Source organism: Pseudorhodoferax sp. LjRoot39 (assembly GCF_964253035.1).
Classification (GTDB): domain Bacteria; phylum Pseudomonadota; class Gammaproteobacteria; order Burkholderiales; family Burkholderiaceae_C; genus Pseudorhodoferax.
Genome location: NZ_CAXUQL020000001.1, coordinates 3,826,806 through 3,840,782 on the forward strand (window position 1 = coordinate 3,826,806; position 13,977 = coordinate 3,840,782).

The 13,977-nt window shown below is 69.2% G+C and carries 15 protein-coding genes and 1 tRNA gene; 10 read left to right on the top strand and 6 right to left on the bottom strand.

Features of this window, described 5'->3' with window-relative positions; genetic code table 11:
• The first annotated feature begins 21 nt into the window (after positions 1-21).
• Positions 22-741, top strand: a complete 720-nt coding sequence (locus tag ACSQ4M_RS17815; protein ID WP_436190759.1) for a class II aldolase/adducin family protein — start codon at positions 22-24, stop codon at positions 739-741.
• On the opposite strand, the gene clsB is transcribed toward ACSQ4M_RS17815, so the two are convergent.
• Positions 735-1,940 carry a cardiolipin synthase ClsB gene (gene clsB, locus ACSQ4M_RS17820; RefSeq protein WP_436190760.1) on the bottom strand — a complete coding sequence of 402 codons (1,206 nt, stop codon included), beginning with the start codon at positions 1,938-1,940 and terminating at the stop codon, positions 735-737. The two genes, ACSQ4M_RS17815 and clsB, sit on opposite strands and share 7 nt — an antisense overlap.
• Positions 1,937-2,389 (bottom strand): dihydroneopterin triphosphate diphosphatase, encoded by a 453-nt coding sequence (gene nudB, locus ACSQ4M_RS17825; protein WP_436190761.1) that lies wholly within the window; start codon positions 2,387-2,389, stop codon positions 1,937-1,939. The genes clsB and nudB overlap by 4 nt, the downstream gene beginning before the upstream one ends.
• A gap of 162 nt (positions 2,390-2,551) precedes the next feature.
• Between nudB and ACSQ4M_RS17830 the strand changes: the two genes are divergently transcribed.
• Positions 2,552-3,529: a GMP reductase gene (locus ACSQ4M_RS17830; protein WP_436190762.1), complete on the top strand. Its 978-nt coding sequence runs from the start codon at positions 2,552-2,554 to the stop codon at positions 3,527-3,529.
• Here the strand turns inward: ACSQ4M_RS17830 and ACSQ4M_RS17835 are convergent.
• Entirely contained in the window at positions 3,522-4,448 is a 927-nt protein-coding gene (locus tag ACSQ4M_RS17835) for a carbohydrate kinase family protein (RefSeq protein WP_436190763.1), read from the bottom strand. The genes ACSQ4M_RS17830 and ACSQ4M_RS17835 overlap by 8 nt on opposite strands.
• A gap of 209 nt (positions 4,449-4,657) precedes the next feature.
• Here ACSQ4M_RS17835 and ACSQ4M_RS17840 point away from each other — a divergent pair.
• Positions 4,658-4,733: transfer RNA gene (locus ACSQ4M_RS17840), tRNA-Lys, on the top strand.
• Between the two features lie 360 nt (positions 4,734-5,093).
• Here ACSQ4M_RS17840 and ACSQ4M_RS17845 read toward each other — a convergent pair.
• Positions 5,094-6,044, bottom strand: a complete 951-nt coding sequence (locus ACSQ4M_RS17845; RefSeq protein ID WP_436190764.1) for an IS5 family transposase — start codon at positions 6,042-6,044, stop codon at positions 5,094-5,096.
• Positions 6,045-6,496: 452 nt separating this feature from the next.
• On the opposite strand from ACSQ4M_RS17845, the gene ACSQ4M_RS17850 reads away from it, so the two are divergent.
• From ACSQ4M_RS17850 to ACSQ4M_RS17875, 6 genes are all read left to right on the top strand, one after another.
• A complete protein-coding gene (locus ACSQ4M_RS17850; RefSeq protein ID WP_436190765.1) occupies positions 6,497-7,465 on the top strand; it encodes a ferritin-like domain-containing protein in 969 nt (322 codons plus the stop codon).
• A 98-nt stretch (positions 7,466-7,563) separates the two neighbouring features.
• Positions 7,564-8,451 carry a ZIP family metal transporter gene (locus ACSQ4M_RS17855; RefSeq protein ID WP_436194037.1) on the top strand — a complete coding sequence of 296 codons (888 nt, stop codon included), beginning with the start codon at positions 7,564-7,566 and terminating at the stop codon, positions 8,449-8,451.
• Between the two features lie 77 nt (positions 8,452-8,528).
• A complete protein-coding gene (locus tag ACSQ4M_RS17860; RefSeq protein ID WP_436190766.1) occupies positions 8,529-9,134 on the top strand; it encodes a sigma-70 family RNA polymerase sigma factor in 606 nt (201 codons plus the stop codon).
• A complete protein-coding gene (locus ACSQ4M_RS17865; RefSeq protein WP_436190767.1) occupies positions 9,131-9,793 on the top strand; it encodes a ChrR family anti-sigma-E factor in 663 nt (220 codons plus the stop codon). The genes ACSQ4M_RS17860 and ACSQ4M_RS17865 overlap by 4 nt, the downstream gene beginning before the upstream one ends.
• A 186-nt stretch (positions 9,794-9,979) precedes the next feature.
• Positions 9,980-10,219 carry a hypothetical protein gene (locus ACSQ4M_RS17870; protein ID WP_436190768.1) on the top strand — a complete coding sequence of 80 codons (240 nt, stop codon included), beginning with the start codon at positions 9,980-9,982 and terminating at the stop codon, positions 10,217-10,219.
• A gap of 25 nt (positions 10,220-10,244) precedes the next feature.
• Positions 10,245-10,775, top strand: coding sequence for a DUF1003 domain-containing protein (locus tag ACSQ4M_RS17875; protein ID WP_436190769.1), 531 nt, complete (start codon positions 10,245-10,247; stop codon positions 10,773-10,775).
• Between the two features lie 38 nt (positions 10,776-10,813).
• On the opposite strand, the gene ACSQ4M_RS17880 is transcribed toward ACSQ4M_RS17875, so the two are convergent.
• Both ACSQ4M_RS17880 and ACSQ4M_RS17885 read right to left on the bottom strand, forming a co-directional pair.
• On the bottom strand, positions 10,814-13,234 hold the full coding sequence (locus ACSQ4M_RS17880; protein ID WP_436190770.1) for a catalase: 2,421 nt from the start codon (positions 13,232-13,234) through the stop codon (positions 10,814-10,816).
• 224 nt (positions 13,235-13,458) lie between these two features.
• On the bottom strand, positions 13,459-13,608 hold the full coding sequence (locus ACSQ4M_RS17885; protein WP_436190771.1) for a hypothetical protein: 150 nt from the start codon (positions 13,606-13,608) through the stop codon (positions 13,459-13,461).
• 95 nt (positions 13,609-13,703) lie between these two features.
• On the opposite strand from ACSQ4M_RS17885, the gene ACSQ4M_RS17890 reads away from it, so the two are divergent.
• Entirely contained in the window at positions 13,704-13,838 is a 135-nt protein-coding gene (locus ACSQ4M_RS17890) for a hypothetical protein (RefSeq protein ID WP_436190772.1), read from the top strand.
• The last annotated feature ends 139 nt before the right edge of the window (positions 13,839-13,977 follow it).

A 13,977-nucleotide genomic window follows, 5' to 3' on the forward strand; every position in this document is an offset into this window, starting at 1 on the left:
GGCCGCCTTCGGGGAGCGCGCATGACGTCGGCCGAAGCCCGCACCCGCACCGAACTTGCGGCGCTGTACCGCCTGGTCGCGCATTTCCGCATGACGGACCTGATCGACACCCACATCAGCGCGCGCATTCCGGGCACGCCCGACCATTTCCTGATCAACCGCTACGGTGTGCTGTTCCACGAGATGCGGCCCGAAGACCTGGTCACGATCGACCCCGAAGGCCGGGCGGTCCACGACCCGGACGACCCCGCGCAAGAGGTCAACCAGGCGGGCTTCACGATCCACTCGGCCATCCACATGGCGCGCCACGACCTGGCCTGCGTCGTCCACACGCACACGGCCGACGGCATGGCCGTGGCCTGCCAGCAGGAGGGGCTGCTGCCGATCACGCAGCATGCGCTGAAGTTCCACAACCGGCTCGGCTACCACGCCTACGAGGGCATCGCGCTGGACCTGGACGAACGCGCGCGCCTGGTGGCCAGCATGGGCCAGCACCGCGCCATGGTGCTGCGCAACCACGGCCTGCTGGCCGCGGGGCGCAGCATCGCCGAGGCCTTCGTCAACATCTATTTCCTGGAACGCGCCTGCCAGGCCCAGGTCAAGGCGCTGGCCGGCAACCGGCCGCTGAGCCTGCCGCCGCCCGAGGTCTGCGAGCGCACGGCGCGCCAGTTCGACCGCACCGAAGGCCTGGCGCACTGCGAACTGGCCTGGCGCGCGGCCAAGCGCCTGCTGGTTCAATAGCGCTTTCCGGTGACCAGCAGGGCCAAGCGCATCACGAACATGGCCAGGCTCTCCTTGCAGCGCTGCGGCCAGGGCCGGCGGCCATGGTGCGTGGGCTCCATGCGCTTGCCCTCTTCGCGCATGGCACGCAGCAGGCGGTCGCGCAACTGCTGCGCGAAGGCCTTGTCCTGGATGACCACATTGGCCTCGCGCGCGAGCAGCAGGCTCAGCGGGTCGAGGTTGGACGAGCCCACCGTGGCCCAGTGCCCGTCGATGACGGCCACCTTGGCATGCAGGAAGCTGGGCGCGTACTCGTGGATCTCCACACCGGCTTCCATCAGCAGGCCGTAGACGGGCCGCGAGGCGTGGTACTGCATGAAGTACTCGTAACGGCCCTGCAGCAGCAACTGCACGCGCACGCCACGCCGGGCTGCGCGCACCAGCGCATTGCGCAGCTTGCGGCCCGGGATGAAGTAGGCGTTGGCGATCACGACCTCGTGGTGCGCCGCACCGATGGCCTTGAGGTAGGCGCGCTCGATGTGCTTGCGGTGGCGCAGGTTGTCGCGCAGGAGTAGGGCGGCGCGCGCACCGGCGCTGCCGTGCGCCATGGCCTCGCCGCGGCCGCCGCCGTGCTGCAGGAGGTCCTGCACGGCCTGCAGAGGCTCGCGGCGGCGCAGGTCGTGCACGGCCTGCAGCCGGCGCCAGAGCAGGGCCACGGTCTGCTGCGCATCGGCCACGAGCGGGCCCGTCACGCGCACGGCGAAGTCCAGGCGGGGTGCGTCCAGCCGGCCCCAGCTGGGGTCGTGGAAGTCGTCCAGCACATTGATGCCGCCGCAGAAGGCCACCTGGCCGTCGACCACGCAGAGCTTGCGGTGCAGCCGGCGCCAGCGCGTGGGCAGCAGCAGCCCCAGCGCGTTGACGGGGGAGTACACGCGCCACTGCACGCCGGCCTCGGCAAAGCGCTGCTGCCATTGCCGGGGCGCCGCGCCCGTGCCCAGCCCGTCCACGGCCACACAGGTCTGCACGCCGCGCCGTGCCGCGCGCAGCAGGGCCTCGGCGAGTTCGGCGCCGCTGCCCGTGAAGTCGAAGATGTAGGTCTCGAAGTGGACCAGCGTCTGCGCCGCGTCCATGGCCGCGATCAGCGCCGGGAAGAGCTCGCGCGTGCCCTCCAGCAGCGTGAGCTGGTGGCCACCATGCAGTCGGGCCACGCCACGCGTCATGCGCTGGCCGCGAAGCGCGGCAGCATCAGGATGGCCTCGGCGTTGGACGGCGAGAAGCAGGCTTCGGCCGCGGCCTGCCAGGGTAGCCACCGGAAGGCCGTGTGTTCGCGCGCGTGCAGCTGCACCGGCGTGCCGGCGGGCACGGCGAGGCTGAACAGATGCTCGGTGTTGTGCCGCACGCCGGGTGCGTAGCGGTGCAGCCACTGCGGCCAGATCGCGTAGACGTTTTCCAGGTTCCAGTCCACCAGGCTGTCGCCGCAGGCGATGCCGGTCTCCTCGAAGACCTCGCGCCGGGCGGTCTCGCGCAGCTCCTCGGTCTCGGTGTCCTTGCTGCCCGTGACCGATTGCCAGTGCTCCTGTGGATCGGCGCGGCGGATCAGCAGCACCTCGAGCGCAGGCGTGTGGATCACGACCAGGACCGACTGCGGGATCTTGAAGGGGCGGGCCATCGCGGGATTCTAGGAGGCTGCGTAGGGATACCCACGCGGCTAGAATCAGTCACCGGGCCCAAGTATTTGGCACCCGGTTTTTTGTTGCCCGCTGCGGTGACAGGCCGGTCCAGTCCAAGCGCTCAATTCTTAGATGCAAGCATTGATGAAAGCTGGATTGCCATGGAAATCTTCGACTACGACAACGTCCTGCTGCTGCCGCGCAAGTGCCGCGTGGAGAGCCGCTCGGAATGCGACGCCAGCGTGACGCTGGGCGGCCGCAGCTTCCGCCTGCCGGTGGTGCCGGCCAACATGAAGACGGTGGTCGACGAGGCCACGTGCCTGTGGCTCGCGCAGCACGGCTACTTCTACGTGATGCACCGCTTCGACCTGGACAACGTGGCCTTCGTGCGCCGCATGAAGGACCAGGGGACGTTCGCCTCGATCTCGCTGGGCGTGAAGCAGCCGGACTACGACACCGTGGACCGGCTGGTGCGCGAGGGCCTGACGCCCGAGTATGTGACGATCGATATCGCCCATGGCCATGCCGACAGCGTCAAGAACATGATCGCCTGCCTCAAGGACAAGCTGCCCGGATCATTCGTGATCGCGGGCAACGTGGGCACGCCCGAGGCCATCATCGACCTGGAGAACTGGGGCGCGGACGCCACCAAGGTCGGCATCGGCCCGGGCAAGGTCTGCATCACCAAGCTCAAGACCGGCTTCGGCACGGGCGGCTGGCAGCTGTCCGCGCTCAAGTGGTGCGCGCGCGTGGCGACCAAGCCCATCATTGCGGACGGCGGCATCCGCGACCATGGCGACATCGCCAAGAGCATCCGATTCGGCGCTTCCATGGTCATGATCGGTTCGCTGTTCGCGGGCCATGAGGAATCGCCCGGCCAGACCGTGGAAGTCGATGGCAAGCTGTTCAAGGAGTACTACGGCTCGGCCAGCGACTTCAACAAGGGCGAGTACCGCCACGTCGAGGGCAAGCGCATCCTGGAGCCCATCAAGGGCAAGCTCTCCGATACGCTGGTCGAGATGGAGCAGGACGTGCAGAGCTCCATCAGCTATGCCGGCGGCAAGAAGCTCATGGACATCCGCAAGGTGAACTACGTGATCCTGGGCGGCGACAACGCCGGCGAGCACCTGCTCATGTGAGGGCAGGGCTCTGGGCGGCGAGCAGGCGCTCGACCTCCGCGCGGTCCGGCCCGTGGGCCACACCGCCCGGGCGCTGGCATTTGAGCGCGGCGGCGGCGCAGCCGAAGCGCATCGCGTCTTCGTCGGGCAGGCTGCGCGCCACCGCCATGGCCAACGCGGCATGGAACACATCGCCCGCGCCGTTGGTGTCCACGGCCTGCACGGGGAAGGCCGGCAGGCTTTGCACCGGGCCACCCGGGCGCTGCCAGCGCACACCGTGTGCGCCCAGCGTCACCGCAGCCAGTTGGGCGCCCGAGGCAAGCGCGGCGCCCAGGCCATCGGCCAGCGTGGCATGCGGTGCAAAGGCCGCCAGGCCGGCTTCGGAGAACACCGCCCAGTCGGCCAGTGCCGTTAGCGCCTGGAGGTCCTGCGTGGGCGAAAGATCGCCATCCAGCAGCGAAGGCACGCCGGCCTGGCGCGCCCAGCGCAAGGCGGCCAGGGCGCCAGGCATCCAGCGCGGATCGGCCATCAGCACGTCGCAGCCGGCCAGCACGCCGGTGTCGAGTGCGGCGGCGCGCGTGAGGGCGTCGCCGCGGTGGTTGAAGATCTGGCGTTCGCCGCGTGCGTCGATGACCACGGCCGACACGGAGGAGGCCGCGCCGGCCACGCGTTGCAGCTGCCGGCAGTCCACGCCGGATTCGCTGAGGCGCCGCACCAGGAAGTCGCCGGCATCGTCATCGCCGATCGCGCCATGCAGGCGCACTGTCGCGCCCAGGCGCACGGCGGCGATCGATGCATTGGCGGCCATGCCGCCGGAGATGGCCTGGTAGTGCCGCGCTGGTGTCTTGGTCGGCGTCGGCGGGAAGTCCGCGATGCTGAAGCAGTGGTCCAGTGCGGCATGGCCCACCGTGCAAAGTGTCCATGGGCCGGATGTGCGCATGGTGTGGTCCTTGTTCTTGTGGCTGGCTGTGCTGCCATCTTAGTTGGCCCCTGCCGCTAAAAAACATGAAAAATCTTGCGCCATCCGCAAAAAGTAGGTTATAGTCTAGGGCTTCCGGGGAACACAAGATCAAAACAAGATCTCGCAACTACCCGGCGATGATTGCGAAGGCGTAAGGCTTTGAAAGCCGGACGACAGCACAAGACATCGGGCTCTTAGCTCAGTTGGTAGAGCAGCGGACTCTTAATCCGTAGGTCGAGTGTTCGAGTCACTCAGGGCCCACCAAAATTAAGTGAAAAATCAAGGGGTTAGCGTCGCAAGGCGCTAACCCCTTGTTGTTTGTGCTGACGGCAATGACAGATCTGGTGACACCCAGTTTTGCCTAGTGACACCGACATCCCAGCACGGACAACGCTGGTCAGCGGCCCCCGCGGCTCGGCCAGTCGAGACAGCGGTTGTTCGCGACATCACGACGCACCGCATCAATCGCATCAACCATCCGCAGTTCCGGGTACCGCCTGTAGCAGTGGTCATACCCGTCTAGGTGATCACGCAGCCTGGACACGATGGTCAACGTCGAGTGGCCCGCCGGGCTCTGTTGCACAAATCGATCTTCGGGCGGCATGACCCCAACCCCGGACGGACCTATGCCACAGCAGCCACCGGCACGGTTTTGGGACGGCCGATCTGGCTGAAACGATTCAGCAAGGCCACGCGAACATGCAGCCCCACAACCTGACGCTCGAACGTGCGCGCGGTCACCCGTTCGCCCAAGCGCTTGAAGCAGTGCATCTTCGTCTCCAGAAGGCTGCGCCGGTGGTAGCCGCTCCACTTCTTCCAGATGCTGCGGCCCAGGCGCTTGCACGCCCGAATGGCCTCGTTACGCTGCGCCGAGCCCGGACTCGACTTCTTCCAGTGGCTGGCGTTCTTGCGCGGCGGGCTCACCGCCGTCGCGTGCCGTTCAGCGATGGCATCCAGGCAGCCTCGCGTGTCGTAGGCGCCATCGGCGTAGACGCTTTCGATGGGCTCGTCGGCAGGAATCTGAGCCAGCAACTCGGGCAGCATCGGCGCATCGCCGATGGCATTGCTGGTCACCTCGATGGCTCGTATCTCCAGCGTCTGCGCGTCGATGCCCAGGTGCACCTTGCGCCATTCACGCCGGTACTCAGCGCCGTGCTTCTTGCGTTTCCACTCGCCTTCGCCCAGGAACTTGATGCCAGTGCTGTCCACCAGCAACTGCAGCGGCGACTCGCTCGGCTGGTAGCTCAGCTGGACCTGCAAGGTCTTGTGGCGTCGGCAGACCGTGCTGAAGTCAGGCACCGGCCAGTCCAGCTTGGCCAGCCGCAGCAAGCTCTCCACCATGCCCAGGGCTTGGCGCAAGAGCTGGCCGAACAGGCACTTGATGCTCAAGCACAACTGGATGGCTGCGTCCGAGAAGGTCGGGCTGCGCCCGCGCTTGCCGGTCGGTGTTCCAAGCCACTGCATGCTCTCATCCAGCCACATCGTCAACGAGCCCCGCGCCTTCAGCGCTGCGTTGTACGCCTTCCAGTTCGTCGTGCGGTACTTGCTCCGCTGCCTGTCCTTCGCTTCTGTCACGCCGCGAGTCTACGGGCGCCGGTCAGGCCGGGCGATTTACGCAACAAAGCCGCTGCGACATGGCAATGGTCGTGTGGCCGAGCAACTGCGCGTCAAAAGTGGCTCAAATTTCGGTCGGCGCCAACACTGGCCCAGCCCGATGAGAAACAGCGGCGCCGCTGGAAGCCGACGGCACCCAGCAGAAGGGGCCCCAGCGGCAACTGCCGTCCGTGGTGTTGATGCGGTACTTGCGGCGTCGCCGGATCTCAGGACGATGTCGGCGCCTTGTCCTACGCGGCGGCTTCGGTCCGCAGCGCGCGATGGTCCGTATCAGGCAGTGATCGGGTGTGCTGCCTGCAACGCCGAGCGGCGTGGAGCAGACAGGCATTTGGTTGCGCCTGCGCAGCCGCGCAGGCGCCCACCCACGGTGGCGCCATGCCGATGCCGGCGCGCGCACCCTACAGGAGCAAGCCATGCTGGGTCACTTTCTGACGCGGGAGCAGGTCGACGGGATTGCGATGCGGCGCGCCGAACGGCGCGCCTTCTTCCGCAAGACGAGCGGATTCGCGGTGGGCGTGGCCGGGGGCGGCATCCTCGCCGCCTGCGGCGGAGGGTCGGGCGACTCCAACGCCCAGGCCAACGAGGTCTCCGATGCCGACGTGCTGAACTTCGCGCTGAACCTGGAGTACCTGGAGGCCCAGTTCTATGCCTACGCGGCCACCGGCACCGGCCTGCCTTCGTCCCAGCTCACTGGCACGGGCACGCAGGGGGCGGTCACTGGCGGCCGTGCGGTCAGCTTCACCGATCCGGTGGTGCGCCAGTACGCCAAGGAGATCGCGCAGGACGAGATCGCCCACGTGGCCTTCCTGCGCCAGGCGCTGGGCTCGGCAGCGGTGGCGCAGCCGGCCATCGACATCGGCGCCGATCCCAACGGCGCCTTCTCGAGCGCGGCGCGTGCGGCCGGCCTCGTGGCCGCGGGCCAGGCCTTCGACCCCTACGCCAGCGACGAGAACTTCCTGCTCGCCGCCTTCATCTTCGAGGACGTGGGCGTGACGGCCTACAAGGGCGCCTCGCCCTTGATCCAGAACAAGACCTTCCTCGAGGCGGCCGCCGGCATTCTCGCGGTGGAGGCCTACCACGCCGGCCTGGTGCGCACCGCGCTCTACGCGAAGGGCGTGGCCGCCCCGGCGCTGCGTACGGCCACCGACGCGATCTCCAACGCACGCGACAGCCTGGATGGCGGCAGCGATGTGGACCAGGGCGTGAGCGGCGCCGACGACCGCTCCAACATCGTGCCCACCGACGCCAACGGCATTGCCTTCAGCCGCAGCCCCGGCGATGTGCTCAACATCGTCTACCTGAATTCGGGCGCGGTCTCGCGCGGCGGCTTCTACCCGGCCGGCGTGAATGGTGCGCTGGCCATCAGCAGCGCGCTGGCCTGACCTCGCGACAAGCCCCGTCGATGCGGGGCATTCTTCTTCCCCTCTGAGGACGCACCATGGACTTGCTGCACCGAACCCATGCACCGCACGCTTGCGCCATGCCCGGCATGGGCGGCTTGCGCTGGCGTTGGCGCTATCTCGCCGGGCTGGCCATCGTGCTCGGCGCGCTGGCGATCTGGGCGCAGCAACTGCTGCAGGCGCCCTGGCTGCAGAACCCCGGCATCTCGGGTGCCCTCATGGGCGGCAGCATGGCGGCCCTGGCCACCGCGCTGGGCACCTTGCCGGTGCTGCTGTCGCAGAAGTTCTCGCAGCGCAGCCACGACACGATGCTGGGTTTCGGCGCCGGGGTCATGCTGGCCGCCAGTTCGTTCTCGCTGATCATCCCGGCCCTGGCGGCGGCCAAGGCGCAGGGCGCCGGCAGCTGGGGTGCGGCAAGCACCGTGGGCCTGGGCATTGCGGCCGGTGCCTTGCTTCTGCTCTTCATCGACCGCGTGGTGCCGCACGAGCACTTCGTCAAGGGCCTGGAGGGGCCGCAGGCCCGGGCCATGAAGCGGGTCTGGCTGTTCGTGCTGGCCATCGCCGTGCACAACCTGCCCGAGGGCCTGGCCATCGGCGTGGCCTACGCGGGCACGGAACCGCTCGGCGCGCTGGCCCTGGCCACCGGCATCTCGATACAGGACGTGCCCGAGGGCATGGTCGTCGCATTGGCCCTGCGCGGCGTCGGCTATGGCCGCGCCTGGTCGGCGGGTCTGGGCGTGCTGTCCGGGCTGGTGGAACCCGTCGCGGCCGTGTTCGGCGCGGCTGTCATCGGCCTGTCGGCCAACCTGTTGCCCTGGGGATTGGCGGCGGCCGCGGGCGCGATGCTCTACGTGATCAGCCACGAGATCATCCCCGAGTCGCACCGCGCCGGGCACGAGCGCTGGGCCACCTGCGGGCTCATGCTGGGCTTCGTTCTGATGATGGTCCTCGACACCGCGCTGGCCTAGCGCTTGCTGGTGCACCCGCGCTGCGGTATCCACCCATGGCCGATGCACAACCCGGTGGTCCGCCACCCAACCCGTCTGTGGGGCGCCCCCCGCTGCAGCTCGTGCCGCAGGAGGGCGCGGCCGCGCCGCTGCAGACCCTGGCCTGGATGCAGGCGGTGGCGACGCTGGCCGACCGCCATGCCTTCGCCCAGCTGTTCGCGTTCTATGCGCCACGCGTGAAGGGCCATCTCATCCGGGCGGGCGTCGAGCCCTGCCTGGCCGAGGAGATCGCGCAGGAGACGCTGCTGGTGCTGTGGCGCAAGGCGGCGTTGTTCGACGCCAGCCGGGCGAGCGTGGGAACCTGGCTGTTCACCATCGCACGCAACCTGCGCGTGGACCGCCTGCGCACGCAGGGCATGGCCTGCGTGCATGCCGATGCGGCCGAGCTGGACGATGTGGCGGACGCATCCCCGCCCGTGGACGAGCGCCTGCACACGGCTCAGCTCTGCGCGCGCATGCGCGCGGTGCTGCGCACCATGCCGGTGGAGCAGGCGCGCGTGCTGCAGCTGGGCTACTTCGAGGACCAGCCCCACACCCGCATCGCCAGCACGCTCGGCCTGCCGCTGGGCACCGTGAAGTCCCGCATGCGTGCGGCGCTTGCGCATCTGCGCCGCGCCCTGCAGGATGGCGGGCCGGCGCCATGACACGCATCACCCACCATCCTTCCGACGCGCTGCTGCTCTCGCATGCGGCGGGCCGGCTGCCCGCGGGGCTGTCGCTGGTCGTGGCCGTCCACGTGGAGCGTTGTGCGCGGTGTGCGGCCTATGTCGGGGCGCTGGAGGCTGCGGGCGGGCTGCTCCTCGAGGAGACGCCGCCAGTGGCCATGCACAGCCAGGCGTTGGGCCGGCTGATGGCGGCACTGGATGCCGCGCCTGCCGACGCGCCGGCACCGGCGCCTTCTCAGGGCCCGCCGCCGCTGCCGCAGGGCGAGGTCTGGCCGTCGGCCTTGGCCGGCAGCCAGATCGCGGCCTGGCGCTGGATCGGTTCCGGCATGCACTACAGCCGTGTGCGGCTGGCGGGCGACGACGCCGTCACCGTGTTCTTGCTGCGCCTGGCGCCGGGCAAGTACCTGCCGCAGCACGCGCACCACGGGCGCGAGTTCACCCAGGTACTGTGCGGCGGGTTCCACGACGGTCGGGCCCAGTTCCATGCGGGAGATTTCGACGCCCCTGGCCGCGGCGTGCACCACCTGCCTGTGGTCCAGTCGGCAGGCGAGTGTGTCTGCCTGACAGCCGTGCAGGGGCGGCTGCAGTTCGACTCGGTCTATGGCCGGCTGCTGGGGCAACTGGCCGGCCTGCGTTGAGGCGCGCAGGCGGGAGCCGCAGCAGCCGGCACGGCGCCGTGGCCGACGCCTTGGACATCCCGCTGCCGACATCGAGCCTGCCCCCCGGCTGCGTACAACCGGCAACAGTGGACCGCTGTGCCTTCATCGGCGCAGCGGCCCCTGCTTCCCGTGAAATCGGCAACACCCAACTTGAGGGAACACGACATGGCGCAATCCAGTGGCCTGGGCATCCGGGGCAAGCAGCCCGACGAACCGAAAGTGGAGGAGGCCGAACGCAAGGTCGGCGCGGTGCTCGAGGAGCTCGAGGACGACAACGACATGGAGGTCAAGGACATCGACCTGCAGGAGGTCGTGGACACCGATGCACAGGACCGGCCGGTGGTCAAGAAGGCCGTGGACATCCAGGCCCAGGAGCGGCCCAAGAAAAAGGGCTGGGCCAGCTGAGGCGCCGGGGCACTTGCCGACTCCCATGTCCCCATCCACCTACCGCGATCCGGGCACGGCCGAGGAACTCACGGCGCACAACGTGCGCGCCATGCGCCACCTGGACGATGCGGCGGCACGGCATGAAACTCCGGCAGACCGGGCCGCCGCGCGCATCGCCAACTGGTGCGGGCGCATCCAGTTCGTCTGGCTCCACGTGGCCTGGTTCGGCGGCTGGATCGCGTTCAACAGCCTGCCCATGCTGCCGCACTTCGACCCCTATCCGTTCACCTTCCTGGTGCTGGTGGTCTCGCTCGAGGCGATCTTCCTGTCGACCTTCGTGCTGATGAGCCAGAACCATGAGATGCGCATCACCGAGCGGCGCAACAAGCTGGACCTGCAGATCAACCTGCTGACAGAGCAGGAGAACACCAAGGCGCTGCAGCTGCTCGCGCGCATCGCCGAGAAGCTCGGCGTCGAGGACGCGTCCGGCGGCCTGGCCGCGCTGGAGCAGGCCACGCGGCCCGACAACCTGGCGCGCCAGATCGACCAGGCCTACCCCGAAGACCGCCGGTGAAGCGCCGGCCGCACCGGCGGCGGCGCGGTGTGGCGGCGTCAGACCCGCGGCGGATCGGTCTCGCGCTCGGGGTGGCGGTGCCGCGCCACGGCCTGCGCGAAGGCCTGGAGCGCCGTCTCGCCATCGCCGTCGCCGGGCACCAGGCCGGGGTCGGCACCGCCGTCGGGCAGTTCCCACGGAATGCTGGCCAGCTCCAGCAGCACGCGGGCATCGGTGGGCACCAGCAGCGTCTTGCCGTGGCGGTACTGCTCCTTGACGAACTCCAGCGCCAGGCCGTTGGCGGCCAGCGCGGCGATGGCGTCCTGGCCCTGCGGCAGCACCACCGCGTCGAACAGGAAGCCGGGTTCGTTCTCGAGCGAGGCATCGGCCTGGACTGTGGTGCCGTCGGCCGCGGCGATGGCGCCCACGTGCGGGCCCACGATGCGCGGCGCGGCGCCCTGGTCGGCCAGCGCCGCAGCCTGGGCCTGCAGCAGCGCCCCGTCCACGCCATCGGCCGCCAGCAGCGCGACCATGCGCGCGCGGATGCCCATCTCGCCCGGGCGGGCCAGCAGCGACAGCGCGGGCGATGTGCGCACCTCGGGCTTGGCAGGCTTGGCCAGGGCGCGCGGCAGCGGTTCGGGCAGCGCCGCCATGCCCAGGCCCTGGGCCACCTGGCTGGCCAGCGCCTCGGACACGTTGCGCAGCGAGGCCACCATGCGCTCGCGCACGGCCGGCACCGTGAGCTTGGACAGCTCGAAGCGGAAGGCGGCCGCGATGTGGGCCTGCTCCACCGGGCTCTGGCTTTCGTAGAACAGCGTGGCCTGGGTGTAGTGGTCGGCGAACTTCTCGGGCTTGGCGCGCACCTTGCCCTGTTCCTCCTTGGCCGCGATGCGTGCGGGCACCGAGACGAAGCCCTGCACCGCTCCGGCCTGGAATGGGCAGCCGCCGGCCAGCGAGTTGGGCTCGTAGGACACGCGGCCGCGGTGGATGGCCTGGCGGTGCATGCCGTCGCGCTGGTTGTTGTGCACGGGCGCGACCGGCGCGTTGATCGGGAGCTCGTGGAAGTTCGGCCCGCCCAGGCGCGAGATCTGGGTGTCCACGTAGGAGTGGATGCGGCCGGCCAGCAGCGGGTCGTTGGAGAAGTCGATGCCCGGCACCACGTGCGCGGTGCAGAAGGCCACCTGCTCGGTCTCGGCGAAGAAGTTGTCGGGGTTGCGGTTCAGCACCAGGCGGCCCACGGGCAACACGGGCACCAGTTCCTCGGGAATGATCTTGGTCGCATCCAGGATGTCGAAGCTAAAGCGCTCGGCGTCCTGCTCGCTGAAGATCTGCACGCCCAGTTCCCACTCCGGGTAGTGGCCCGACTCGATGCGTTCCCACAGGTCGCGTCGGTGGTAATCCGGATCGGCGCCCGAGATCTTCACGGCTTCGTCCCAGACCAGCGAGTGCGTGCCGTACTTCGGGTTCCAGTGGAACTTGACGAAGACCGATTGGCCCTCGTCGTTGACGAAGCGGTAGCTGTGCACGCCGAAGCCCTGCATGGTCGCGTAGCTGCGCGGGATGGCGCGGTCGCTCATGGCCCACATCAGCATGTGCGTGGATTCGGGCATCAGCGAGACGAAGTCCCAGAAGGTGTCGTGCGCGCTGGCCGCCTGCGGCATGGCATGGTGCGGTTCGGGCTTGACGGCGTGCACGAGGTCGGGGAACTTCATCGCATCCTGGATGAAGAACACCGGCATGTTGTTGCCCACCAGGTCCCAGTTGCCCTCGTCGGTGTAGAACTTCACGGCGAAGCCACGCACGTCGCGCGCGGTGTCCTTGGAGCCGCGCTCGCCGGCCACGGTGGAAAAGCGCACGAACACGGGTGTCTGCTTGCCGGCCTCGCGGAACGGCGTTGCCTTGGTGTACTGCGTGAGCGGCTCGTAGCACTCGAAGAAGCCATGCGCGCCCGAGCCGCGCGCGTGCACGATGCGCTCGGGGATGCGCTCGTGGTCGAAGTGCGTGAGCTTCTCGCGCAGGATGAAGTCCTCCAGCAGCACCGGCCCGCGCAGGCCGTACTTGAGCGAGTTCTGGTTGTCCGCGACGGGCACGCCCTGGTTGGTGGTCAGGCGCTGGCCGGTGGAGTCCACGCGCACGCGGTCCAGCGGCGCAACGGTCGGGTTGCCGCCCTCGGGCGCCACGCCGCCGGTCTTGTCCGAGGCGTTGGCTTCGGACAGCGTGCTGGCGCCGGGCAGGCGCGACGGCGGGGCGATGCTGACGCCGGGCTTGGGCGCCACGCCGTTCGCGAAGCCATGCTCGTCGGCCTTGGTCGGATTGGACCGCATGCCCGCGGCCAGCGCCTGCACCTCGGCCTTCTGGCGGGCTGCGGGGTCGGCGAGGTCGCCGGCCGGGCCTTGTGCGGGGCCGCCGTCGGTGTGGTGGGCGGCGGCTGGGGCGGTGCGGGCGCGCGCCGGAGCGGCGGACTTGGGAGACTTGGCCATGGTGTTGTGCGTGGGGTCCTGGGGTGGTGCGGCGACATTGCCGAAACAGACACGCTAAGCACGCGGCCCGCCGCGTGGTGTAGGACGTGGCGACAGTCTCGGATGCGCGCACCGCCGACGGCGGCCCACCTGCATCGCATGCCGGTGCTTGTGGACTTCATCAACCCCCTGCAATGTGCGTGCAGCTCAGCACCGCCGAGGCTTGCATGCACGGACATGCACGGCTACAGCGTCTGGGTGCCCTCGGACTGCACGGCGGCCGAGACACCCGAGGCCAAGCGCCGTGCCTTGCGCCGCATGGCCACCGTGATGAAGTGCAGCGTGTGCGCCTCCACGGCGCATGGCGCGCCGGCGCGTGGGGGCCGGGTGACCACCCCAGCGGCTTGGGCGCGGAAGCAGAAGACGTCTGCATGGGCTTTGCGCTTCTGTCCGACGCTCCGGGCCGCTGGCGCCTGCGACGCTCATTGGCATGAACGCTCCCAAGAACACTCCCGGCGCCGTGCCCACCTCGTCCAGCCGCAACCGCTACGCCAGCAAGCGCACCTTGACCGTCGGCGCCGTCGTCGTCGCCTTCCTGCTGTTCGCGGTGTTCGTCCCTTGGTGATGCAGCCAGCAGTGCTGCTCGCGGAGAGAACCCGCACTGGCACCTGGCGCCAGGCCCATGGCGACGGATGAGACCGGTCCCTGCCCGCATGGCTGCGGACCTGCCGTGCCCCAGCGCGCCAGGGCCCGGCGCTGAAGCG